This window comes from Streptomyces virginiae, assembly GCF_040638905.1.
Classification (GTDB): domain Bacteria; phylum Actinomycetota; class Actinomycetes; order Streptomycetales; family Streptomycetaceae; genus Streptomyces; species Streptomyces virginiae_B.
Genome location: NZ_JBEZYV010000019.1, coordinates 113,826 through 136,436 on the forward strand (window position 1 = coordinate 113,826; position 22,611 = coordinate 136,436).

A 22,611-nucleotide genomic window follows, 5' to 3' on the forward strand; every position below is an offset into this window, starting at 1 on the left:
GGCCGGGCCGGGGAGGCTCTGTGGAAATCATGCAAAGGAACCCCGCGTCCCCTTGCGAGAGTGGACCGAGTCTTTCGGACCTCGACAGGTCTACGAGGCAAACCTGGAGCAGAGTCCACGGATGGGTGAACCCGACGGCTGCTTGATCGAACAACTTGCCAAACCTTCGAGTGGCGTACGGGCGAGCCCGTGCGCGTAGGCTCCTTTCAGGCGGCCGTCGGGCCCCGAATACGATCGCTACGGACGGCCGTCCACCCACTCGGCCCACACACACAAACGGAAGCGAGACTTCACCACCGTGACTGCTCTGACTCTCAGCACTGCCGGCGCGGCGACGCTGCGCGCCGACGCCCTCGTCGTCGGTGTCGCCAAGGGCCCCAAGGGCGCGATCGTCGCCGCGGGCGCCGAGGCCGTGGACAAGGCGTTCGACGGCAAGCTCGCCGGTGTCCTCGACGCACTCGGCGCCTCGGGTGCCGAAGGCGAGGTCACCAAGCTGCCGGCCCCCGCGGGCCTCAAGGTCCCGGTCGTGCTGGCGGTGGGGCTCGGCTCCGTCCCGGAGAAGGACGAGTCGTTCGACGAGGAGGTGCTGCGCCGCGCCGCCGGCGCCGCCGCCCGCGCGCTGCACGGGAGCAAGAAGGCCGGCTTCGCGCTCCCCCTGGAGGACGCCTCCGCCGTCACCGCCGTCGCCGAGGGCGCACTGCTGGGCGCGTACGCCTTCACCGCGTACCAGGGCGGCGAGAAGAAGGCCGGCAACGGCAAGGACTCCGGTCCGAAGCAGCCGCTCGCCGAGGTGGCCCTGCTGGGTGCCAAGCCGCGCGACAAGGAGCACAAGGCCGCCGCCGAGCGCGCCGCCGTCGTCGCGGCCGAGGTCAACGTCGCCCGTGACCTGGTGAACACCCCGCCGAACGACCTGACTCCCGAGGCCTTCGCCGCGGTCGCCGCCGCGGCCGCGAAGGAGAACGGCATCAAGGTCCAGGTGCTGGACGAGAAGGCACTGGTCAAGGGCGCCTACGGCGGCATCATGGGCGTCGGCAAGGGCTCCGAGAACCCGCCGCGCCTGGTGAAGCTCACCTACACGCACCCCAAGGCGGAGAAGACCCTGGCCTTCGTCGGCAAGGGCATCACCTACGACTCGGGCGGCATCTCCCTGAAGCCGGCCGGCCACAACGAGACGATGAAGTGCGACATGGCAGGCGCCGCCGCCGTCTTCGCCTCCGTCGTCGCGGCCGCGAAGCTGGGCCTGCGGGTCAACGTCACCGGCTGGCTCGCGCTCGCCGAGAACATGCCGTCCGGTTCCGCCACCAAGCCCGGTGACGTCCTGCGCATGTACAGCGGCAAGACCGTCGAGGTCCTCAACACGGACGCCGAGGGCCGCCTGGTCCTCGGCGACGCGCTGACCAAGGCCTCCGAGGACAACCCGGACGCGATCGTCGACGTCGCCACCCTGACCGGCGCCATGGTGCTGGCCCTCGGCGACCGCACCTTCGGGATCATGGCGAACGACGACGCCTTCCGCACGTCGATCCACGAGATCGCCGAGGAGGTCGGCGAGTCCTCCTGGCCGATGCCGCTCCCCGCGGAGCTGCGCAAGACCATGGACTCCCCCACCGCCGACATCGCGAACATGGGTGTCCGCATGGGCGGCGGCCTGGTCGCCGGCCTCTTCCTCCAGGAGTTCGTCGGCGAGGGCATCACCTGGGCCCACCTCGACATCGCCGGCCCGGCCTTCCACGAGGGCGCGCCCCACGGCTACACCCCCAAGGGCGGCACCGGCTCCGCCGTGCGCACCCTGGTGCGGCTGGCCGAGCGGACGGCCACGGGCGACCTGGGCTGACGCACCCGGTGTGACGCGCACCGCACCCCGGGGCCCGGTCGGGTCCCGGGGTGTGTTCTGCCGACAACGAAATCCGTAGGTTTCTACGCAGCGGTAACCCCCGCTTCGGAGAGAACGCCCTCTCACAACGTGGGCCCGGCGTCCCGCGTTCCCCCGACAAATGCGAAGATGGGTTCTCGGCAGGACAGGGCCCCCACCACAGGGCCGAAGAAGCAAGCGGCCGATTACCAGCCGCCGCCCGGTCACAGAGGACCGGTGCCCGGCGCACATGCATGGAGGACGTGACGTGGCGAACGACGCCAGCACCGTTTTCGACCTAGTGATCCTCGGCGGTGGCAGTGGCGGTTACGCCGCGGCGCTGCGCGCATCCCAGCTGGGTCTGGACGTTGCCCTGATCGAGAAGAACAAGCTCGGCGGCACCTGCCTGCACAACGGCTGCATCCCCACGAAGGCTCTGCTGCACGCGGGTGAGATCGCGGACCAGGCGCGCGAGGCCGCCCAGTTCGGTGTGAAGGCCACCTTCGAGGGCATCGACATCGCGGGTGTGCAGAAGTACAAGGACGAGGTCATCTCGGGCCTGTACAAGGGCCTGCAGGGCCTGGTCGCCTCCCGCAAGGTGACGTACATCGAGGGTGAGGGCCGCCTTTCCTCGCCGACCTCCGTCGACGTGAACGGCCAGCGTGTCCAGGGCCGCCACATCCTGCTGGCGACCGGCTCCGTGCCGAAGTCGCTGCCGGGCCTGAACATCGACGGCAACCGCATCATCTCCTCGGACCACGCGCTGGTCCTGGACCGCGTGCCCGAGTCCGCGATCGTCCTGGGCGGCGGCGTCATCGGCGTCGAGTTCGCCTCGGCGTGGAAGTCCTTCGGCTCCGACATCACCGTCATCGAGGGCCTCAAGCACCTCGTGCCGGTCGAGGACGAGAACAGCTCCAAGCTGCTGGAGCGCGCCTTCCGCAAGCGCGGGATCAAGTTCAACCTCGGCACCTTCTTCGACAAGGCCGAGTACACGGAGAACGGCGTCCGCGTGACGCTCGCCGACGGCAAGACCTTCGAGGCCGAGGTGCTGCTGGTCGCCGTCGGCCGCGGCCCGGTCTCCCAGGGCCTGGGCTACGAGGAGCAGGGCGTCGCGATGGACCGCGGCTACGTCCTGGTCGACGAGTACATGCAGACCAACGTGCCGACGATCTCGGCCGTGGGCGACCTCGTCCCGACCCTCCAGCTCGCGCACGTCGGCTTCGCCGAGGGCATCCTGGTCGCGGAGCGTCTGGCCGGTCTCAAGACCGTCCCGATCGACTACGACGGTGTCCCGCGCGTCACCTACTGCCACCCCGAGGTCGCTTCCGTCGGCATCACCGAGGCCAAGGCCAAGGAGATCTACGGTGCGGACAAGGTCGTGGCCCTCAAGTACAACCTGGCGGGCAACGGCAAGAGCAAGATCCTGAAGACCGCGGGCGAGATCAAGCTCGTCCAGGTCAAGGACGGTGCCGTGGTCGGCGTCCACATGGTCGGTGACCGGATGGGCGAGCAGGTCGGCGAGGCCCAGCTGATCTACAACTGGGAGGCCCTGCCGGCCGAGGTCGCGCAGCTCATCCACGCGCACCCGACCCAGAACGAGGCGCTCGGCGAGGCCCACCTGGCCCTGGCCGGCAAGCCGCTTCACTCCCACGACTAGTTCGTCCCGGGCGCGACGACCACTTCCGCACTTTCGTAAGGAGCAACAGAAACCATGTCGGTTTCCGTAACCCTTCCGGCGCTCGGCGAGAGCGTCACTGAGGGCACTGTCACCCGCTGGCTGAAGGCCGAGGGCGAGCACGTCGAGGCCGACGAGCCGCTGCTCGAGGTCTCGACCGACAAGGTCGACACCGAGATCCCGTCGCCCGTCGCCGGCATCCTGGCCTCCATCAAGGTCGCCGAGGACGAGACCGTCGAGGTCGGCGCCGAGCTGGCCGTCATCGACGACGGCTCCGGCGCTCCGGCGGCCGCTGCGGCTCCGGCCGCCGAGCCGGCCGCCGCCGAGGCCCCCGCGGCCGCTGCGGCTCCGGCCGCCGAGGCCCCCGCGGCCCCGGCTCCGGCCGCCGAGGCTCCCGCCGCCGCCCCTGCCGCCTCCGGCACCACCGGTGCAAGCACCGGCTCCACTGGAGCCTCCGGCACGGACGTGGTGCTCCCCGCCCTGGGCGAGTCCGTCACCGAGGGCACCGTCACCCGCTGGCTGAAGGCCGTCGGCGAGTCGGTAGAGGCCGACGAGCCGCTGCTCGAGGTCTCCACGGACAAGGTCGACACCGAGATCCCCGCGCCGGTCTCCGGCACGCTGCTGGAGATCGTGGTCGGTGAGGACGAGACCGCCGAGGTCGGCGCGCGTCTGGCCGTCATCGGCGTCGCCGGTGCCGCCCCGGCCGCTGCGGCTCCGGCCGCTGCGGCTCCGGCCGCTGCGGCTCCGGCCGAGGCCGCTCCGGCCGAGGCCGCTCCGGCCGAGGCCCCGGCTCCCGCCGCGGCTCCGGCTCCGGCGCAGCCCGCCCCGGCTGCCGCTCCGGCTCCGGCTCCGGCTCCGGCTCCGGCTCCGGCCCAGGCTGCCGCCCCGGTGGCCGCTCCGGCTCCGGTGACCCCGGCTCCGGCCGCGCCCGCCGCCGCCCCGGCCTCCGCCGGTGACGAGGGCGCGTACGTGACCCCGCTGGTGCGCAAGCTCGCCTCGGAGTCCGGCGTGGACCTGTCCGCGGTCTCCGGCACCGGCGTCGGTGGCCGTATCCGCAAGCAGGACGTCCTGGCCGCCGCCGAGGCCGTCAAGGCCGCTGCCGCCGCTCCGGCTCCGGCCGCTGCCGCTCCCGCCGCCAAGGCTCCGGCCGCCGCGGTGTCCGAGCTGCGCGGTCAGACGGTCAAGATGACCCGCATGCGCAAGGTCATCGGCGACAACATGATGAAGGCCCTGCACTCGCAGGCGCAGCTCAGCTCCGTGGTCGAGGTGGACATCACCAAGATCATGAAGCTCCGCGAGAAGGCCAAGGCCGGCTTCCTCGCCCGCGAGGGCGTCAAGCTGTCCCCGATGCCGTTCTTCGTCAAGGCCGCTGCCCAGGCGCTGAAGGCCCACGCGGTCGTCAACGCCCGGATCAACGAGGACGAGGGCACCATCACCTACTTCGACTCGGAGAACATCGGCATCGCCGTGGACTCCGAGAAGGGCCTGATGACCCCGGTCATCAAGGGTGCGGGCGACCTCAACCTGGCAGGCATCTCCAAGGCGACCGCCGACCTGGCCGCCAAGGTCCGCGGCAACAAGATCACGCCGGACGAGCTGTCGGGCGCGACCTTCACCATCAGCAACACCGGTTCGCGCGGTGCGCTGTTCGACACGGTCATCGTGCCGCCGAACCAGGTCGCCATCCTGGGCATCGGTGCCACGGTGAAGCGCCCGGTGGTCATCGAGACCGCCGAGGGCACCAACATCGGCATCCGCGACATGACGTACCTGACCCTGTCCTACGACCACCGCCTGGTGGACGGCGCGGACGCGGCCCGGTACCTCACCGCGGTCAAGGCGATCCTGGAGGCCGGCGAGTTCGAGGTCGAGCTCGGCCTCTGAGCCGAACGGCTTGTAACCAGCCTCACTGTCGGCGCCCCCGTCCGGGATACTCCCGGGCGGGGGCGCCGCCGTATTGTCTACGCATCAGGCCCCGCCGTGTCCCTGCACAGCCACCAGGAGATGAAGCCCCGATGATCACCCCACCCGTCGTGCACTCGCTGCGCGAGCAGATCCGCGAGCACATCGTGGAGGGGATCGTCAGCGGGCGCTGGAAGCCCGGTGAGCGGATCGTGGAGCGGCGCATCGCCGTGGAGCTGGAGGTCAGCCAGACCCCCGTACGGGAGGCGCTGCGCGAGCTGGAGACGCTGCGGCTGATCGAGTCCGCGCCGAACAAGGGCGTGCGCGTACGGAACCTCTCCGCCGCCGACCTGGAGGAGATCTACCCGGTCCGGGCCGGTCTGGAGCAGATCGCCGCCGAGCTGGCGGCGCCGCGGCTGGCGGCCGACTGCTCGGCGTTGGAGCCGCACGTGGCGGCCCTGTGGGAGGCCGACCGCAGCTCGGACGGCACGGCGCAGGTGCGCCACACGGTGGGCTTCCACCGGGAGATGGTGCGGGCCGCCGGGAACAGCGTGCTGCTGCACACGTGGGAGAGCCTGGGCATCGAGGTGTTCACGGCCCTGTCCATCCGCTGGCTGGGAACCGTCCAGAAGTCCTACGCGGAGGAGCACGAGGCGCTCGTCGAGGCCTTCCGCAGTCGGGATCCGGACATCGGCGTACTGGTGAAGCGGCACGTCCTGGGATGCGCGCCCCGCGCCTGAGCGACCGTTTCGCCCCGGTTCGACCGGCACCGCGTGCCCGTTTGAATGGCACCCGGTGCCGACTTTTGTCGGATCGACGTTTCTTCGTCACTTTTATTTGATCGATCATCGATCAGGGATTTACAGTCGTCGCGGACCTCAACCAGGTCCATCGACCCTGTCCTGCCCCGTCAGGGATTTTCTTCACCACCTCTCCTTTGTCCGGAAGGCGGCGCACAGCGATGTCCGACCCCGTAGGAAAGCTTCCGAGCGAGCTCGACCAGCTCCCGGACCGCGACACCGAGGAGACCGCCGAATGGGCGGCCTCCCTCGACGCCGTCGCACAGGCCGCCGGTACGCGCCGCGCCGAATACCTGCTCCGCCGCACGCTCCAGCACGCCGAGGCCGCCGGCCTCGCCCTGCCGAAGCTGCTGGAGACGGATTACGTCAACACCATCCCCACCGCCGCGGAGCCCGAGTTCCCCGGTGACGAGGAGATGGAAGCCAGGATCACCGCTTGGAACCGCTGGAACGCGGCCGCCATGGTGACCCGCGGCTCGAAGTACGGCGTCGGCGGCCACATCGCCACCTTCGCCTCCGCCGCGTGGCTGTACGAGACCGGCTTCCAGCACTTCTTCCGCGGGAAGGAGGCCGACGGATCGGGCGACCAGCTCTACATCCAGGGCCACGCCTCCCCCGGCATCTACGCCCGCGCCTTCCTCGACGGGCGCATCTCCGAGCAGCAGCTCGACAACTTCCGCCAGGAGTCCGGCGGCAACGGCCTGCCGTCCTACCCCCACCCGCGGCGCCTGCCGTGGCTGTGGGAGTTCCCCACGGTCTCCATGGGCCTCGGCCCCCTCTCCGCGATCTACCAGGCGCGCTTCAACCGCTACCTGCAGAACCGGAACATCAAGGACACCGCCAATTCGCACGTCTGGGCCTTCCTCGGCGACGGCGAGATGGACGAGCCCGAGTCGACCGCCGCCCTGGCCCTGGCCTCCCGCGAGCAGCTCGACAACCTGACCTTCGTCATCAACTGCAACCTGCAGCGCCTCGACGGTCCGGTCCGCGCCAACTTCCGCGTGGTCCAGGAGCTGGAGGCCCAGTTCCGCGGCGCCGGCTGGAACGTCATCAAGACCCTGTGGGGCTCCGCCTGGGACGAGCTGTTCCAGCTCGACACCACCGGCGCCCTGGTACGCCGCCTGCGCGAGGTACCGGACGCGCAGTTCCAGACGTACGCGACCCGCGACGTGGCCTACATCCGCCGGCACTTCTTCGGCGCCAACGCCGAGCTCGTCGCCCTCGGCGGCCTGCTCTCCGACGCGAAGATCGCCGAGTGCTTCCACACCTCGCGCGGCGGCCACGAGCCCCGCAAGGTCTACGCCGCGTACAAGGCCGCCCTGGAGTACAAGGGCGCGCCGACGGTCATCCTGGCGCAGACCGTCAAGGGCTACACGCTGGGTGCCGGGTTCGAGTCGAAGAACGCGAACCACCAGATGAAGAAGCTGACGATCGACGAGTTCAAGGGCATGCGCGACCTGCTCGGACTTCCGATCCCGGACAGCGCCTTCGCCGACGGCAAGGTCCCGTACGGCCACCCGGGCGCGAACAGCCCGGAGGTGCAGTACCTCAACGAGCGCCGGGCGGCCCTCGGCGGCCCGGCCCCGGCCCGCAAGGTCCACCACGTGGCCCTGCCCGCCCCGGCCGAGCGCTCCTTCGCCCCGCTCCTCAAGGGCTCCGGCAAGCAGGAGATGGCCACGACCATGGCCTTCGTCCGCCTCGTCAAGGACCTGATGCGGGACAAGGAGACCGGCAAGCGCTGGGTGCCGATCGTCCCCGACGAGGCCCGTACCTTCGGTATGGAGTCCCTCTTCCCGTCGGCCGGCATCTACTCGCCGCTGGGCCAGACGTACGAGCCGGTCGACCGCGACCAGCTGATGTACTACAAGGAGGCCAAGGACGGCCAGATCCTCAACGAGGGGATCACCGAGGCCGGCGCCATGGCCGACTTCATCGCCGCCTGCACGTCGTACGCGACGCACGGCGAGCCGATGATCCCCTTCTACATCTTCTACTCGATGTTCGGCTGGCAGCGCACCGCCGACCAGATGTGGCAGCTCGCCGACCAGCTCGGCAAGGGCTTCATCGTCGGCGCGACCGCCGGCCGCACCACGCTGACCGGTGAGGGCCTGCAGCACGCGGACGGCCACTCGCATCTGATCGCGTCCACGAACCCGGCGTCGCTCAACTACGACCCGGCCTTCGCGTACGAGATCGCGGTGATCGTCAAGGACGGTCTGCGCCGGATGTACGGCGAGAAGCCGGAAGACGTCTTCTACTACCTGACGGTCTACAACGAGCCGAAGCCGCAGCCCGCGATGCCCGAGGGCGTCGAGGAAGGCATCCTCAAGGGCCTGTACCGCTTCAACACGGCGGCCGACCTGGCGGAGGCGGCCCCGGCCGCCGACGCCCCGAAGATCCAGCTGATGGCCTCCGGTACGGCGATCCACTGGATCCTGGAGGCGCAGAAGCTGCTCGCCGCCGAGTGGAACGTGGCCGCCGACGTCTGGTCCGCCACCTCCTGGGGCGAGCTGCGCCGCGAAGCGCTGGAGTGCGACGAGGCGCTGCTGCGCGGCGAGGTGCGCACCCCGTACGTCACCCGTGCGCTGGAAGGCGCCCAGGGACCGGTCCTCGCCGTGTCCGACTGGATGCGTCAGGTACCGGACCAGATCAGCCAGTGGGTGGAGCAGGACTACACCTCGCTGGGCACGGACGGTTTCGGTCTGTCCGACACCCGTGAGGGTGCCCGCCGCCACTTCGGCGTCGATCCCCAGTCGATCGTGGTGGCCGCGCTGGCCCAGCTCGCCCGCCGCGGCGAGGTTCCGGCCTCCGCGGTCAAGGAGGCCCGGGAGCGCTACGGCCTGTAGGGAGTGTCTCGCCGATCATGCCGGGCTCGCGGGGGCCTGATCCGGCCTGATCAACAAGACACCTCTAGGGAGTGTCGTCAAAGTCCCGCCGGCCAGCCGGGACTTTGACGACACGACCTAGCCCCGGCAGACCGGTACGACCCGCCTGTGAGGCGGCCCGCCCAGGAGGGGACGGGCCGCCTCACGGCGTTTCGGCAGGTTCTCCCCGCGCGTCGGCCCCGCTGCCGGCCCTGCTGTCGGTCCTGCTGTCGGCCGGCGGTGTCGGGGGGCGGGAGCCGCCTTGGCGACGCAGGCCGGTGCGGACGCCTCCGCCCTGCATCCGGACGTGGAGCCTGCGGGCGTACTCGCCGGCTTCCGGGGGCGGCGGCGGCCCGTCCCCGGGCCGTACGGCAGGTGCGGAGGGTCCGCCGTCCCACAGGCTGCCGCCCGGCCCGTCCTTCTCGCGTTCCCGGACCCACGCCTCGATCAATGCCCTCATCCGGGTGTCCACGGCATCGACCACAGCTCTTCCGAGGAGGCCGTCGGCCCGTCGGCGCGCGGCCACCACCGTACGGCGGGCAGCCTCCTCCGCCTCGGCCTGCCGGGCGCGCGCCCTCCCGACGGCCTCCTCGGCGACATCGACGGCCCGGACGGCGGCGGAACGCGCCTGCGCGAGCACGGCCCGGGCCTGCTCGTGCAGGGCTTCGGCGGCGCGCTCCGCGTTCTCGCGGATCTCCGCCGCGGCCCGCTCCGCCTCGCCGCGCACGACGGCAGCCTCCTCCTCGGCGCGGCGGCGCAGCTGCGCCGCGGCCGGCGGGAGGCACCCCTCGGCGGGGGCGTGGGCGTCCAGTTGCGCACGTAATTCGGCCACGACCCGGGCGGCGCTCTCCGGACGTTCCGCCGGGTCCTTCGCGAGCAGACGCATCACCAGCGCGACGACGCCCTCGGGGACGCCCGGGGCCAGTTCCTCGGTCAGCGGCGGGGCCGGGGTGTTCACCTGATGGAAGAGCAGCGCGATGCGCTCCCCGGCGAAGGGCGGCCGCCCCGTCAGCCCCTCGTACAGCATGCATCCCAGACTGTAGAGGTCGGTCCGGGGGCCGATGTCCGCGTACCCGGCGCACTGTTCGGGCGAGGTGTAGGCGAAGGTGCCCATCGCGCTGCCGTCCGCGGTCTTCGGCCCGACCCTGAGCGAGTCGGTCAGTATCTTGGCGAGGCCGAAGTCCAGGACCTTGACGACACCCGTGTCGGTGAGGAAGACGTTCTGCGGCTTGATGTCCCGGTGCAGGATGCCGCGGCGGTGCGCCGCGGCCAGCGCCTCGGCCGTCTGGCAGCCCCAGTTCACCAGGTCGTACCACGGCACCGGTCGGTCCTCCCGGAACACCTGGGCCAGGGTGCGGCCCCGGAGGAGTTCCATCACGAGGTAGAGCACGCGGCCTCCCGCCAGGGCGGCCTCGCCCCAGTCGTGCGCGGTGACCGTGTGCCGGTGGGGCAGGTTGCCCAGCGAGCGGACCTCGTGCGCGAACCGCCGCTCGGCCTCCTCGGCCTCCGCGCCGGGCGGCATGCGTACGAGTTTCAGGGCGACCGGCCGGTGCATCCGTTCGTCCTCGGCGGCCCAGACGTCGCCCATTCCGCCACTGCCGAGCCGGCGCTTCAGGTGGTAGCGGCCACCGAGCGTCGTCCTTTCCATCGGTCCCCCTCGCCCCGGTCCCGCCCCCCGCGGCGGAATCTCGCGGTGGCGGTGCGCGCCCCCACCCATGATGCTGGATCCCGTGATGGACGAGACGGAGTTCTGGGAGATCGTCGACCGTACGCGCGAGGCAGCCGACGGCGACGCCGAGGAGCATGCCGAGCTGCTCGTGGAGCGGCTGCTGCAGCTCGATCCGGATTCCGTCCTGGACTTCGCCCGGCACTTCGAGTCCCGGTACAACCGGGCGTACACCTGGGACCTGTGGGGTGCGGCCTGGGTGCTGCTCGACGGCGCGAGCGACGACGCCTTCGACTACTTCCGCTGCTGGCTGATCGGCCAGGGGCGGGAGGTCTTCGAGGGCGGGGTGCACGATCCGGACCATCTGGCGGAGCTGCTGGGCGACTTCGACGAGGAGATCGACGGGGACGGCGAGGAGCTCGGGTACGCGGCCGACGAGGCGTACGAGCAGCTGACCGGGGCGGTGGCCCCGGATCTGGGCGTTCCGTTGCAGGCGGCGGAGCCGGAGGGCACCCCGCTGGACTTCGAGAACGAAGCCGTGCTCGCGGAGCGCTTCCCCCGGCTGTGGGACCGGTTCCGCGCCTGATGCGCCTGCCTGATCAGTAGTGCGTGCCGCCGTCGATGCGGATCTCGGTGCCGGTGATGAAGGCGCCGTCCTCGGAGCCGAGCATGGCGACGACGCCTGCGACGGTCTCGGGGCCGGCGAAGCCCTGGCCGATGGCCGGGGCGAGCTTGCCGAAGAGGGACCAGTCGGTGTCCTCGGGCAGGCCGGGGCCGTTGCCGGTGGTCATGCCGCTCTCGATGGAGCCGGGCGCGACGCTGACGCAGCGCAGGCCCTGCTTGCTGTACTCCGCGGCCAGCGCGTGGGTCATGGACTGGATGCCGCCCTTGCTGGCCGCGTAGGCGGACATGTAGGGGTGGGCGAAGGACGCCGAGGTGGAGCTGAAGTTCACGACGACCGGCCGGTCGCCCGCGAGGAGTGCCGGGAGGGACTCGCGGATCATCAGGAAGGTGCCGGTCAGGTTGACCGCGATGACCTGGTTCCACAGGTCGAGCGTGGTCCGGTGGGTGTGCGCGGAGCGCAGGATGCCCGCCGCGTTGACGAGTACGTCGATCCCGCCGAGGGCGCGGGTCGCGGCGGCGACGCCTTCCCTGACGGCGTTCTCGTCGGATATGTCGAGGAGCGCGGTGGTGAGCCGGTCCGCGTGGCCCGCGGCGGCGGCGTGTTCGGCGGTGGCCTTGAGGCCCGCTTCGCTGATGTCCACCGCGTGGACCCGGCCGCCCTCGGCGAGGAGGCGGTGGACGGTGGCGCGGCCGATGCCGGAGCCGCCGCCGGTGATGAGGACGCGTCGTCCTTCGTAACGGTTCATGGCGTGAGCGTACCGAAGAAGTGGCACATTTTGTCATGGTGACAAAGAACGCCAGGTCGAGGGGGCGGACGGTAGGCTTCACCGCGTGAAATCCCCTCGCCCGTACGCCCCCCAGGGCGGCCCCGGAGCCCAGTCCCTGACCGAGCGCCGCAAGGCGGCGACGCAGCTCGACATCGCCCGCGCCGCCTGCGAGCTGTTCGCCGAGCACGGCCCCGACGGCACCACCGCCGAGGACATCGCCCACCGCGCGGGCGTGGCGCTGCGCACCTTCTACCGCTATTTCCGCAACAAGCAGGAGGCCGTGGCCCCGCTGCTGGCGGGCGGCGGCGACGCCTGGCGCGCGCTGCTCGCGGAGGAGGACCCGGGAACGCCCCTCGGGGAGGCGCTGGAGCGTGCCGTCACCCGGTCACTGAGCGGCCCTCAAGCGGTCGAGGAGGGCCTGGAGGTGACCCGCGGCCTGCTGCGCGCGGCGGCGGACGACCAGGCGTTGCGCGCGGTCTGGTACCGCGTGAACCAGGACTCCGAGGAGGGCCTGGTGCCCGTGATCGGCAGGCTGGCGGGGCCGGACGCGGACCTGCGGGAGGTACGGCTGCTGGCCGCCGCGGCCACGGACGCGATCCGGGTGGCGCTGGAGCTGTGGTCGGCGACGGACGTCCCGGTGTCGGGGCCGGGCTCCCCCGCCGAGCTCGCGGTCCTGTGCCTGCGCGACCTCACAGGAGCGATGCCCCTGCTGCGCTGAACCAGCGCCGCAGGGGCATCGCCCCGCCCCACGACCCTCCGCGGTCAGACGGGTGTCAGGGTCTCAGCGGCCGCCACCCCAGCCGCCACCGCCACCGTTGCCACCACCGCCGCCACCGTTGCCGCCGCCCCAGTCACCGTGGCCGCCGCCACCGCCGCCGTTGCCGCCGCCGTTGCCGCCGCCCCAGTCACCGTTGCCGCCGCCACCGCGGCCGCCCCAGTCGCCGTTGCCGTCACCACCGCGGCCGTTGCCCCAGTCACCGTTACCGCCGCGACCGTTGCCCCAGTCACCGTTGCCACCGCGACCGTTGCCCCAGTCGCCGTTGCCACCGCGGCCGTTGCCCCAGTCGTTCCAGTTGCCGTTGCCGCCGCGGCCGGAGTCGTTCCAGTTGGCGTCGTGCCAGTTGTTGCGGCGCCAGTCGGAGTCGTTCCAGTTGCTGTCGCGCCAGTGGCCGCGGTCGCCGCCGACGCCCGCGTTGTCCCAGCACCAGCTGGGCCGGTCGCGCCAGTCGCGGTTGCAGCAGTAGTCCCAGCGGGCGTCGGAGCGGTTCGAGGGGTACCGGTAGCAGTCGTAGCCGCCGTTCCCGCCGCCGCCACCACCAGTGACGGCCGCGGCCGAGGCGGCGACGGGCAGCAGACCGATGGCAATACCTGCGGCTCCGGTCATGGCTGCCGCAACGATCCTACGGCGCATTCTCATGCACCTCCGAACATGTCTCGCTTATTGTGCCTTTAGGTCATTTCCACCCTCACTCCGCCCGGGCGGCCTGTCAAAGCGGAAAGGCCCCCCGCCTCGCTCCGTGGAGCGTGGCGGGGGGCCTCCCATCAGGCGTTTTTAGAGGTCGAAGTACAGCTCGAACTCGTGCGGGTGCGGGCGCTGCGCGATCGGGGCGATCTCGTGCGTGCGCTTGTAGTCGATCCAGGTCTCGATGAGGTCGGGGGTGAAGACACCGCCGGCCAGGAGGTACTCGTGGTCCTCCTCCAGGGCCTTGAGGACGTCCTCGAGGCTGGTCGGAACCTGCGGGACGCTCGCGTGCTCGTCCGGGGAGAGCTCGTAGAGGTCCTTGTCGATCGGCTCCATCGGCTCGATCTTGTTCTTGATGCCGTCGAGGCCCGCGAGGAGCAGGGCCGAGAAGGCCAGGTACGGGTTCGAGGACGGGTCCGGCGCGCGGAACTCGACGCGCTTGGCCTTCGGGTTCGAGCCCGTGATCGGGATGCGCATGGCGGCGGAGCGGTTGCGCTGCGAGTACACCATGTTGACCGGCGCCTCGAAGCCCGGCACCAGGCGGTGGTACGAGTTCACCGTCGGGTTGGTGAATGCGAGCAGCGACGGGGCGTGCTTGAGGATGCCGCCGATGTAGTAGCGGGCGGTGTCCGACAGGCCCGCGTAGCCGGCCTCGTCGTAGAAGAGGGGCTCGCCGCCGGCCCACAGCGACTGGTGGACGTGCATGCCCGAGCCGTTGTCACCGAAGATCGGCTTCGGCATGAAGGTCGCGGTCTTGCCGTTCTTCCAGGCGACGTTCTTCACGATGTACTTGAAGAGCATCAGGTCGTCGGCCGCGGCCAGCAGCGTGTTGAACTTGTAGTTGATCTCGGCCTGGCCACCGGTGCCGACCTCGTGGTGCTGGCGCTCGACCTGGAGGCCCTGGGCGTCCAGCTCCAGGGAGATCTCGGCGCGCAGGTCCGCGAAGTGGTCGACCGGGGCGACCGGGAAGTAGCCGCCCTTGTAGCGGACCTTGTAGCCGCGGTTGTTCTCCTCGGAACCGGTGTTCCAGGCGCCGGCCTCGGAGTCGATGTGGTAGAAGCCCTCGTTCGCGGTGGTCGCGAAGCGCACGCTGTCGAAGATGTAGAACTCGGCCTCGGGACCGAAGAACGCGGTGTCGGCGATGCCGGTGGAGGCGAGGTACGCCTCGGCCTTCTTCGCGATGTTGCGCGGGTCGCGGCTGTAGGCCTCACCCGTGATCGGGTCGTGGATGAAGAAGTTGATGTTCAGCGTCTTGTCGCGACGGAAGGGGTCCAGGCGCGCGGTGGTGATGTCGGCGCGCAGGGCCATGTCGGACTCGTGGATCGCCTGGAAGCCGCGGATCGAGGATCCGTCGAAGGCGAGCTCCTCCGCCGGGTCGAATGCCCGCGCCGGGATCGTGAAGTGCTGCATCACACCAGGCAGGTCGCAGAAGCGGACGTCGACGAACTTGACGTCGTTCTCCTCGATGTACTGCTTGACTTCGTCGGCGTTCTGGAACATCCAACTCCTCCTACTCCCGGCCCCGGGGGAGGGACGGGCTTTATAGCTCGTGGTGCGTCAGTGCGGTGCCGCACGCTGACCCGACCATAAGCAGACGGGATTTCCCAAGCATGACCCATTTGTTTCGCACAAGTTAACCAGGGTCCGGCCGGAGCGCCGTGAGGCGCCACCGGTACCGTGGTCGGGTGGACAACAGACAGGCAATCGGATCCTGGCTCTCCGGCCCCAAGGCGGCCGCCGAGGAGATGGGTGTCGACTTCGGCTATCCGGGCCAGCGGCTCGGCCTGCCGCAGGAGGGGCCCGGCTCGGTGGCACGGTTCGGGCGCCGGATCGCCGCCGTGGCCCTCGACTGGATCGGCTGCCAGCTCATCGCGTACGGGCTGATCACCGGCGGGAACCTGGGCGCCGCGGGCAACTGGACCCTCGGGCTCTTCGTGGCCCTGACGATCCTGACGGTCGGCACCGTGGGCTTCACACCCGGCAAGCGGGCCCTGGGCCTGCGGGTGGTCGCGGAGGACGGCGGCAGGCTCGGCATCGTCCGGGTGGTCGTGCGCACGCTGCTGCTGGCGCTGGTCGTCCCGGCGCTGATCTGGGACCGCGACGGCCGCGGCCTCCACGACCGCCTCGCGCGCGCCGTCCAGGTCCGCATCTGACACGGCGCGAGCGGACACAGGGGTGCCCCCCGAGCCGTCCGGCCCGGGGGGCACCCCTGTGTCGTATACGAAAATCAGCTGATAGCGCGTCGGCGCGTCAGCGCATCTTTCCGCCGCGCGGCATCTTCATGCCCTTGGGCATGGGGCCCTTCGGCAGCGGCATGTTGCTCATGAGGTCGCCCATGGCCCGCAGCTTGTCGTTGACCTGGGTGATCTGGGGGCCCGACAGTACGCGCGGCAGCTTGAGCAGGGTGGTGCGCACCTTCTTGAGCGGCACCTCGCCCTCGCCCGTGCCCACGATGAAGTCGTGGACCGGCACGTCCGGCATGATCCGGGCCATCTTCTTCTTCTCGTTCGCGAGCAGCGGCTTCACGCGGTTCGGGTTGCCCTCGGCGATCAGCACGACGCCGGCCTTGCCCACGGCGCGGTGGACGATGTCCTGCTGCCGGGTCATCGCGATGGCCGGGGTGGTCGTCCAGCCCCGGCCCACGTTCTCCAGTACGGCCGCGGCCGCTCCCGGCTGTCCCTCCATCTGCCCGAAGGCAGCCCGCTCGGCCCGTCGCCCGAAGACGATCGCCATCGCGAGGAACGCCACCAGGAAGCCCAGGATGCCCAGGTAGACCGGGTGGTCGATCAGGAAGCCGATCGCAAGAAAGACACCGAAGGTGACGATTCCCACGCCCGCGACGATCAGACCGACCTTCGGGTCGGCCTTGCGCGTCATCTTGTACGTCAGGGCGATCTGCTTCAGTCGCCCGGGGTTCGCAGCAGTCTCTGCGTTTGACTTCCTCGCCATACAGCGAAGTTTACGTGGCCTGCGGGGTCCGGGTCGCCGCGGCCTCAAGTACGTGTTCGGTTTCGACCCGGTCCTTGGCCCTCTTGCGGTCCTCCAGGACGGCCGTCCAGGCATTGCGGCGGGCCCCGCTCATGAGGAGGGACTCGATGCCGCGGAAGGCGTCGGAGAGCGTCGGGATGGCGATTGCGCGTACTGGCGCGGCCTGCATGATGTCGATCCCTTTCGCGATGCTCACGTCTGGGCGAGGTGGGCGGTGTGTACGGTGCGTGGACCAAGCGTCACTGACTGGTGTTACCAGGGCATGACCGGTCGGTCAAATGTGATGGACACGTTGCAGACGCCGACGCGGCCCGCCGGGTTCTTTCCTCAGGAAAGAGCCTAGGGGCCGCGTCGGTGCGGGATTACCCGTTGGTAGCACTTTGTGCGCGACTTCACACGGACAGTCGCGCCGCCCGGCAGGCGGTCGCGCACTGCTCGTTCCCTCGGGTCGAGCTGCGCCTCGCCACCGCTGCGGCCGCGGGCCCGCCCTCGTACCTCGGGCGGCCCGCAACCTACGCTACGGCTCCGCTGCGCTTCTCGTTCCCTCGGTCGAGCTGCGCCTCGCCACCGCTGCGGCCGCGGGCCCGCCCTCGTACCTCGGGCGGCCCGCAACCTACGCTACGGCTCCGCTGCGCTTCTCCATCGCCTGCTGGTACAGACGGCCCGCACGGTACGACGAGCGGACGAGCGGGCCGGACATCACGCCGGAGTAGCCGATCTCCTCGGCCTCCTTCGCCAGCTCCACGAACTCGGCCGGCTTCACCCAGCGCTCGACGGGGTGGTGCCGCGGCGAGGGCCGCAGGTACTGGGTGATGGTGATGAGCTCGCAGCCGGCCTCGTGCAGGTCCTTCAGGGCCTGCGAGACCTCCTCGCGCTCCTCGCCCATGCCGAGGATCAGGTTCGACTTGGTGACCAGGCCGTAGGCGCGGGCCTTGGTGATCACGTCGAGCGAGCGCTCGTAGCGGAAGCCGGGGCGGATCCGCTTGAAGATCCGCGGCACCGTCTCGACGTTGTGCGCGAAGACCTCGGGGCGGGAGGCGAAGACCTCCTCCAGCAGCTCCGGCACCGCGTTGAAGTCGGGGGCCAGCAGCTCGACCTTGGTGTGGCCGGCCTCGCGGCCCGCCGTCTGCTCGTGGATCTGGCGCACGGTCTCGGCGTACAGCCAGGCACCGCCGTCGGCGAGGTCGTCGCGCGCGACGCCGGTGATGGTGGCGTAGTTCAGGTCCATCGTGACGACGGACTCGCCGACGCGGCGCGGTTCGTCGCGGTCCAGCGCCTCGGGCTTGCCCGTGTCGATCTGGCAGAAGTCACAGCGCCGGGTGCACTGGTCACCGCCGATGAGGAAGGTGGCCTCGCGGTCCTCCCAGCATTCGTAGATGTTGGGACAGCCGGCCTCCTGGCACACCGTGTGCAGTCCTTCGCCCTTCACCAGGGCCTGCATCTTGGTGTACTCGGGGCCCATCTTCGCCCGGGTCTTGATCCACTCGGGCTTGCGCTCGATGGGGGTCTGGGCATTCCGGACCTCCAGGCGCAGCATCTTGCGTCCGTCGGGTGCGACTGCGGACACGACCGGCTCCCTGTGACTTCGATTGTTCGGGCGCCCACCAGGGTACGCCCGTAATTTCGTACGCTCTTACGTCGCCCAACCTGCGAGCGGCCGGACTCATTCCCGGGGGCTCCCGGGGCTTCCCGGACGGCTAGGCGGTCTCGATCTCGCGGGGCCGCAACTCGGCGTGCTCCAGTACGTCCTTCAGGTGGCGCTCGGCGACGGGGAGCACCTCGGCGATGGTGATCTCCCGGCCCAGTTCGTACGAGAGCGAGGTCACACCGGCGTCCCGGATCCCGCAGGGGATGATCCGGTCGAACCAGGTGCTGTCCGGGTTCACGTTGAGCGCGAAGCCGTGCATCGTGACGCCCTTGGCGACCCGGATGCCGATGGCGGCGAGCTTGCGGTCCTCGCGGCGCTGGCCGGCGTTGGAGGGGGCGTACTCGGGACCGTTGAGGCGGGGGTCGAACTCCTCGTCGTGCATGCGGGGGTCCAGCTCCAGGGAGAGTCCGCCGATCTTCGGGCGGTCCTCTGTCGGGTCGCCGAGCACCCAGACGCCGGAGCGGCCCTCGACCCGGGTGGTCTCCAGGCCGAACTCGGCGGCGGTGCGGATCAGCGCCTCCTCGAGGCGGCGGACGTGGGCCACGACGTCCACTGGGCGGGGCAGCTTCATGATCGGGTAGCCGACCAGCTGGCCCGGGCCGTGCCAGGTGATCTTGCCGCCGCGGTCGACGTCCACCACGGGGGTGCCGTCGAGCGGGCGCTCGCTGGGGTCGGTGCGCCGGCCCGCCGTGTAGACCGGGAGGTGCTCCAGCAGCAGGCAGGTGTCCTCGATCTCGTCCGCGAAGCGGGCCGCGTGCACCCTGCGCTGCTCTTCCCAGGCCTCGGTGTACTCGACGGATTCCGCTCCGAAGCCCAGACGGACAAACCCAAGCTCAGCCACCGCAGCGCCTCCTCATTGAACCTGCTGTGTGCACGCACTTCACTGAGCAAGGGTACGGCTGCCCCTACGGGCCCCTTCAGGGCCCCGCGTCCGGCCCCGGCCCCGGCTCCGGGATGCGCCACGGCAGCTGCTTCGGCCGGCGGCGGCCCTTCGGCGGGCGGTCGGGGTCCTCGTCCGCGCGCGGCAGCCGCCGGTGGCCCTCCGAGTGGTCGTTCACCCAGCCGCACACGCCGCACGCGTAGCGCCCGTCGAGCCCCGCGATGTAGGTGCCGCAGCGCCGGCACTCGGCCTCCGTGAGCTCGGGCGGAGGCAGCGGAGCGGTGGATTCGGGTCGCTCCTCGGGCAGGTGCGACCGGTGGTGCCGGCGGGTCATGGCCCGCAGCGTACGCGGGCGGAGGAGTCGAGTCCGTAAAGAGCCCTACCGATTCTGCACACGATCGGATGAATGTGGGGCAGAGAGGGCGGCATGAGCGGAGTTCGCCGCTACATTCACGCCGTTCAAGGGCCGGGACTCCGGTCCGTCACGTCAGGAAACCGTGGAGCCGATGACGGAACGACCTGCCCAGCGTGTCCCCAACCGGCAGCTCGCGGCGCTGATCGCGGAAGCCGGGTTCTCCAACGCCGGGCTCGCCCGCCGCGTCGACCAGCTCGGTCTGGAACACGGTCTCGACCTGCGGTACGACAAGACGTCCGTGACCCGCTGGCTGCGCGGCCAGCAACCCCGCGGGACCACCCCGGCGCTGATCGCCGAGGTCTTCACCCGGCGCCTGGGCCGCCGGCTCTCCGCACAGGACCTGGGTCTCGACGCCTGCGCCCCGGTGTACGCGGGGCTGGAGTTCGCGGCCACCCCCGAGGAGGCCGTGGACATCGCGAGCGGCCTGTGGCGCAAGGACTCCGGCTCCCACGCCGAGCTCCGGAAGATCGCCTTCACCCCGGCCGGCCTGGTCGTGCCCAGCCGGGACTGGCTGATCGGGCGGCCCGACGAGCGCGTGGCCCGGGGCGCGGAGCCGGCGGCCGCCCGCATCCCGCTCCAGGGCCGGGCCACGGTGCCGCGGCAGCGCCAGATCGACCGCGGCCCCGGGCAGCGCGTGACGGCCGGCGACATCGCCGCGCTGAGATCGGTGAGCGAGCTCTTCCGGACCCTGGACCAGGTCTACGGCGGCGGGCACGCCCGCCAGGCGCTCGTGCGGTACCTGGAGCACGAGGCCGAGCCCATGCTCCGGGGCACCTACGGCGAGACCACGGGGCGGCGGCTGTTCGCGGCCGCCGCGGACCTGACCCGGCTCGCGGGCTGGACCTCGTACGACATCGCCGCGCACGGGCTCGCCCAGCGGTACTTCGTGCAGGCCCTGCGGCTGGCGCAGGCGGCCGGGGACCGCCCCTACGGCTCGTACGTGCTGGTGACCATGAGCCGGCAGGCGGTCTACCTCGGGCACGGCCGGGAGGCGGTGCAGCTGGCCCGGGTGGCCCAGCAGGGCGTCGGCTCCGGCCCGCCGCCGGTGGTGCAGGCGATGCTGCACGCGGCGGAGGCCCGGGGGCACGCGGTCCTCGGCGAGGTCCGGGCGGCGACGGCCTGCCTGGTGCGGGCCGAGCGCGCGCTGGGCGCCGCCCGGCAGGGGGACGACGTACCGCACTGGGCGCGCCTGTACGACGAGGCAGAGCTGGCGGACGAGTTCGGGCACTGCCACCGGGACCTTCAGCAGTACCGGGCCTCGGCGCAGCACGCGGAGCGGTCCCTGCAGTTGAGGGCGCCGGGGTTCGCGCGGTCGCGGCTGTTCTGCCGGGTGGTGCTGGCCACGGCCCGGCTGGGGCTGGGCGAGCTGGACCAGGCGTGCGCGCTGGGTGCGGAGGCGGCGCAGCAGGCGATGGAGATGCGCTCGGTGCGGGCGGTGGAGTACGTACGGGACTTCGAGCGGCGGCTGGAGCCGTTCCGGGACGCGGCGGCCGTGCGGACGTACCGGGACCGGGTGGCGGCGCTGTCCTAGGGGTGTCTTGTCGATCAGGCCGGATCAGGGAGCGGCGCACGGTGGGCAACGCGGCGAGGCGCGGTGCCGGGCGTCGCGAGCCCGGCCTGATCGGCGAGGCACCCCCGGGGGTGTGGCAGGGGCCCGGTCCCGAGGCGGTGGACCGGGCCCCTGTGGCTTCTGTGGTTCTCAGGCCGCCACCGGAAGTGCGGGCTCCGGGGCGACCGGGAGCGGGATGCCGAAGTCGCGCAGGATCGCGCCGGCGGCGCGGCGGGCCGAGTGCAGGGCCCCCTGGACGGTGTTGGTGTCGCGGTGGTCGCCGCACACGTAGAGCCCGGCCAGTACCCGGACCGGGCGGCGCCGGTCGTGCGGCGGAGGCATGGCGGGGACGGCCTCCGGGGTGTGGTGGACGGCCAGCAGCTCCCATTCGCGGGTGGGGGTGTCGTAGAGGCGGGCGAGGCGCGAGGCGACGGTGCGCACGGGCGGGGGCGGGCCGAGCACGGTCGTGGCGACCAGGCTGCGGCCGGCCGGGGCCCGGGTCGGGTCGACCGCGCTCATGACGGCGGTGTGGGAGACGGGCCAGTGGGGGTCCCCGTCCACGATCAGCGAGCCGTCCCGGGGCAGGGGGGTGGCGGTGGCGTGGTGCAGGACGGTGACCTCGTGGAACGCGGGCACGCGCAGGCCGGGCAGGAGTTCGGCCGCGGCGCGGGCGCCGGTGGCGAGCAGGACGGAGCGGCAGCGGAAGTCGCCGTGCTCCTCGGTGGTGACCAGGTTGGTGGCCACCGACCGGACCCTGATGCCGGTCCGTACGGTGCCGGGCGGCAGCCCGGAGGCGAGCAGGTCGGGCAGGGCCGCGGCGCCGCCCTCGGGCACGGCGAGGCGGCCGCGGGCGAAGGTGCGCAGGGCGAGGTCGGCGACCCGGCTGGAGGTGGTGAGTTCCGGGTCCCGGAGCAGGGCGGCGAGAAGTGGCCGCAGGACGCCGCTCAGCGTGCGCTGCGGCAGGCCGCGGGTGCGCAGGGCGGCGGAGGCGGTGCGTTCGGGCCGGGCGAGCAGCTTGTCCTCGGGCAGCGTGGCGAGCCTGCCGAGGGCGGCGCTGAGCCGGGCCTGGTCGAGGGATCCGCTGGCCAGGGCGCGGGCGGGGGTGAGGGACCCGGCCCGCAACTGCCTGCCGTCGGTGTGGACGAGCACCCCGGGCGTGAAGGGGCGCAGGACCAGGGCGCGCAGTGCGTGGGTGCGTTCGAGTTCGCCGTACGCGGTGTTGAGCAATGGGGCCGTCCGGTCGAGCCGGAACCCGTCGGCCGTTTCGGTGGCCATCCGCCCGCCGGGGTCGTCCGCGGCCTCCAGGACGGTGACCGTGACCCCGGCTGCGATCAGGTGGTGCGCGGCCGCGAGTCCTGAGACTCCGGCTCCTACGATGACGACGTCCGCATGGTGTGCGGCATTGGGTGCGCTGCTGAGCACGTGCCCCTCCCCGAGGTCGGCGCGGCTGTGTGGGGATCCTCCTTCCCTCAACCGGCTGCGCGGGAACCCGAGTTCGGCGGGGTATTACGGACAACTC

The 22,611-nt window shown here is 71.4% G+C and carries 19 protein-coding genes; 9 read left to right on the forward strand and 10 right to left on the reverse strand.

Going from position 1 to position 22,611, the window contains the following annotated elements; all coding sequences use genetic code 11:
* Positions 1 to 298 precede the first annotated feature (298 nt).
* From AB0F82_RS24460 to aceE, 5 genes are all read left to right on the forward strand, one after another.
* Positions 299 to 1,834 carry a leucyl aminopeptidase gene (locus AB0F82_RS24460; protein ID WP_362631254.1) on the forward strand — a complete coding sequence of 512 codons (1,536 nt, stop codon included), beginning with the start codon at positions 299 to 301 and terminating at the stop codon, positions 1,832 to 1,834.
* A gap of 286 nt (positions 1,835 to 2,120) precedes the next feature.
* Complete coding sequence (gene lpdA / locus AB0F82_RS24465) at positions 2,121 to 3,509, forward strand: dihydrolipoyl dehydrogenase (protein WP_356815264.1); 1,389 nt, start codon at positions 2,121 to 2,123, stop codon at positions 3,507 to 3,509.
* A 54-nt stretch (positions 3,510 to 3,563) separates the two neighbouring features.
* Entirely contained in the window at positions 3,564 to 5,411 is a 1,848-nt protein-coding gene (sucB, locus tag AB0F82_RS24470) for a 2-oxoglutarate dehydrogenase, E2 component, dihydrolipoamide succinyltransferase (RefSeq protein WP_362631256.1), read from the forward strand.
* A gap of 134 nt (positions 5,412 to 5,545) precedes the next feature.
* A complete protein-coding gene (locus AB0F82_RS24475; protein WP_030654838.1) occupies positions 5,546 to 6,169 on the forward strand; it encodes a GntR family transcriptional regulator in 624 nt (207 codons plus the stop codon).
* 221 nt (positions 6,170 to 6,390) lie between these two features.
* Positions 6,391 to 9,075 carry a pyruvate dehydrogenase (acetyl-transferring), homodimeric type gene (gene aceE, locus AB0F82_RS24480; protein ID WP_362631258.1) on the forward strand — a complete coding sequence of 895 codons (2,685 nt, stop codon included), beginning with the start codon at positions 6,391 to 6,393 and terminating at the stop codon, positions 9,073 to 9,075.
* A 181-nt stretch (positions 9,076 to 9,256) separates the two neighbouring features.
* Here the strand turns inward: aceE and AB0F82_RS24485 are convergent, their stop codons facing one another.
* Positions 9,257 to 10,741 carry a serine/threonine-protein kinase gene (locus AB0F82_RS24485; protein WP_362631260.1) on the reverse strand — a complete coding sequence of 495 codons (1,485 nt, stop codon included), beginning with the start codon at positions 10,739 to 10,741 and terminating at the stop codon, positions 9,257 to 9,259.
* A gap of 85 nt (positions 10,742 to 10,826) precedes the next feature.
* Here AB0F82_RS24485 and AB0F82_RS24490 point away from each other — a divergent pair, with 85 nt between their 5' ends.
* On the forward strand, positions 10,827 to 11,345 hold the full coding sequence (locus AB0F82_RS24490) for a DUF4240 domain-containing protein (RefSeq protein WP_356812186.1): 519 nt from the start codon (positions 10,827 to 10,829) through the stop codon (positions 11,343 to 11,345).
* Between the two features lie 13 nt (positions 11,346 to 11,358).
* Here the strand turns inward: AB0F82_RS24490 and AB0F82_RS24495 are convergent, their stop codons facing one another.
* Complete coding sequence (locus tag AB0F82_RS24495; protein ID WP_356812185.1) at positions 11,359 to 12,129, reverse strand: SDR family NAD(P)-dependent oxidoreductase; 771 nt, start codon at positions 12,127 to 12,129, stop codon at positions 11,359 to 11,361.
* Between the two features lie 85 nt (positions 12,130 to 12,214).
* Here AB0F82_RS24495 and AB0F82_RS24500 point away from each other — a divergent pair, with 85 nt between their 5' ends.
* The gene (locus AB0F82_RS24500) at positions 12,215 to 12,868 is read left to right on the forward strand and encodes a TetR/AcrR family transcriptional regulator (RefSeq protein ID WP_362631263.1); all 654 of its coding nucleotides are present in this window, start codon (positions 12,215 to 12,217) and stop codon (positions 12,866 to 12,868) included.
* Positions 12,869 to 12,931: 63 nt separating this feature from the next.
* Here the strand turns inward: AB0F82_RS24500 and AB0F82_RS24505 are convergent, their stop codons facing one another.
* Together AB0F82_RS24505 and glnA are read right to left on the reverse strand one after the other, a co-directional pair.
* Positions 12,932 to 13,534 (reverse strand): hypothetical protein, encoded by a 603-nt coding sequence (locus AB0F82_RS24505; protein WP_362631265.1) that lies wholly within the window; start codon positions 13,532 to 13,534, stop codon positions 12,932 to 12,934.
* A 168-nt stretch (positions 13,535 to 13,702) separates the two neighbouring features.
* Positions 13,703 to 15,112, reverse strand: a complete 1,410-nt coding sequence (gene glnA, locus AB0F82_RS24510; RefSeq protein ID WP_030654817.1) for a type I glutamate--ammonia ligase — start codon at positions 15,110 to 15,112, stop codon at positions 13,703 to 13,705.
* A 185-nt stretch (positions 15,113 to 15,297) separates the two neighbouring features.
* On the opposite strand from glnA, the gene AB0F82_RS24515 reads away from it, so the two are divergent.
* Positions 15,298 to 15,765 carry an RDD family protein gene (locus AB0F82_RS24515; RefSeq protein ID WP_030961647.1) on the forward strand — a complete coding sequence of 156 codons (468 nt, stop codon included), beginning with the start codon at positions 15,298 to 15,300 and terminating at the stop codon, positions 15,763 to 15,765.
* Between the two features lie 97 nt (positions 15,766 to 15,862).
* Here AB0F82_RS24515 and AB0F82_RS24520 read toward each other — a convergent pair whose 3' ends face one another.
* The 5 genes from AB0F82_RS24520 to AB0F82_RS24540 all read right to left on the reverse strand — a co-directional run bounded on the left by AB0F82_RS24520 (position 15,863) and on the right by AB0F82_RS24540 (position 19,462).
* Positions 15,863 to 16,561 carry a DUF4191 domain-containing protein gene (locus AB0F82_RS24520; RefSeq protein WP_362631268.1) on the reverse strand — a complete coding sequence of 233 codons (699 nt, stop codon included), beginning with the start codon at positions 16,559 to 16,561 and terminating at the stop codon, positions 15,863 to 15,865.
* Between the two features lie 10 nt (positions 16,562 to 16,571).
* The gene (locus AB0F82_RS24525) at positions 16,572 to 16,769 is read right to left on the reverse strand and encodes an SCO2195 family GlnR-regulated protein (RefSeq protein ID WP_030010916.1); all 198 of its coding nucleotides are present in this window, start codon (positions 16,767 to 16,769) and stop codon (positions 16,572 to 16,574) included.
* A 444-nt stretch (positions 16,770 to 17,213) separates the two neighbouring features.
* Complete coding sequence (gene lipA, locus AB0F82_RS24530) at positions 17,214 to 18,167, reverse strand: lipoyl synthase (protein ID WP_362631269.1); 954 nt, start codon at positions 18,165 to 18,167, stop codon at positions 17,214 to 17,216.
* A 130-nt stretch (positions 18,168 to 18,297) separates the two neighbouring features.
* Entirely contained in the window at positions 18,298 to 19,089 is a 792-nt protein-coding gene (lipB, locus tag AB0F82_RS24535; RefSeq protein WP_356812180.1) for a lipoyl(octanoyl) transferase LipB, read from the reverse strand.
* Between the two features lie 76 nt (positions 19,090 to 19,165).
* A complete protein-coding gene (locus tag AB0F82_RS24540; protein ID WP_362631271.1) occupies positions 19,166 to 19,462 on the reverse strand; it encodes a hypothetical protein in 297 nt (98 codons plus the stop codon).
* Between the two features lie 172 nt (positions 19,463 to 19,634).
* Here AB0F82_RS24540 and AB0F82_RS24545 point away from each other — a divergent pair, with 172 nt between their 5' ends.
* Positions 19,635 to 21,074, forward strand: coding sequence for a regulator (locus tag AB0F82_RS24545; RefSeq protein ID WP_362631273.1), 1,440 nt, complete (start codon positions 19,635 to 19,637; stop codon positions 21,072 to 21,074).
* A 168-nt stretch (positions 21,075 to 21,242) separates the two neighbouring features.
* Here the strand turns inward: AB0F82_RS24545 and AB0F82_RS24550 are convergent, their stop codons facing one another.
* Complete coding sequence (locus AB0F82_RS24550) at positions 21,243 to 22,514, reverse strand: NAD(P)/FAD-dependent oxidoreductase (RefSeq protein WP_362631275.1); 1,272 nt, start codon at positions 22,512 to 22,514, stop codon at positions 21,243 to 21,245.
* Positions 22,515 to 22,611: the final 97 nt, after the last annotated feature.

Excerpts from the sequence above, each read along its gene's own strand:
- sucB (WP_362631256.1), top strand. The coding sequence starts at position 3,564 with ATGTCGGTTTCCGTAACCCTTCCGGCGCTCGGCGAGAGCGTCACTGAG.
- aceE (WP_362631258.1), top strand. The coding sequence starts at position 6,391 with ATGTCCGACCCCGTAGGAAAGCTTCCGAGCGAGCTCGACCAGCTCCCG.
- AB0F82_RS24485 (WP_362631260.1), bottom strand. The coding sequence starts at position 10,741 with ATGGAAAGGACGACGCTCGGTGGCCGCTACCACCTGAAGCGCCGGCTC.
- AB0F82_RS24490 (WP_356812186.1), top strand. The coding sequence starts at position 10,827 with ATGGACGAGACGGAGTTCTGGGAGATCGTCGACCGTACGCGCGAGGCA.
- AB0F82_RS24495 (WP_356812185.1), bottom strand. The coding sequence starts at position 12,129 with ATGAACCGTTACGAAGGACGACGCGTCCTCATCACCGGCGGCGGCTCC.
- AB0F82_RS24505 (WP_362631265.1), bottom strand. The coding sequence starts at position 13,534 with ATGACCGGAGCCGCAGGTATTGCCATCGGTCTGCTGCCCGTCGCCGCC.
- glnA (WP_030654817.1), bottom strand. The coding sequence starts at position 15,112 with ATGTTCCAGAACGCCGACGAAGTCAAGCAGTACATCGAGGAGAACGAC.
- AB0F82_RS24520 (WP_362631268.1), bottom strand. The coding sequence starts at position 16,561 with ATGGCGAGGAAGTCAAACGCAGAGACTGCTGCGAACCCCGGGCGACTG.
- AB0F82_RS24525 (WP_030010916.1), bottom strand. The coding sequence starts at position 16,769 with ATGCAGGCCGCGCCAGTACGCGCAATCGCCATCCCGACGCTCTCCGAC.
- AB0F82_RS24540 (WP_362631271.1), bottom strand. The coding sequence starts at position 19,462 with ATGACCCGCCGGCACCACCGGTCGCACCTGCCCGAGGAGCGACCCGAA.
- AB0F82_RS24545 (WP_362631273.1), top strand. The coding sequence starts at position 19,635 with ATGACGGAACGACCTGCCCAGCGTGTCCCCAACCGGCAGCTCGCGGCG.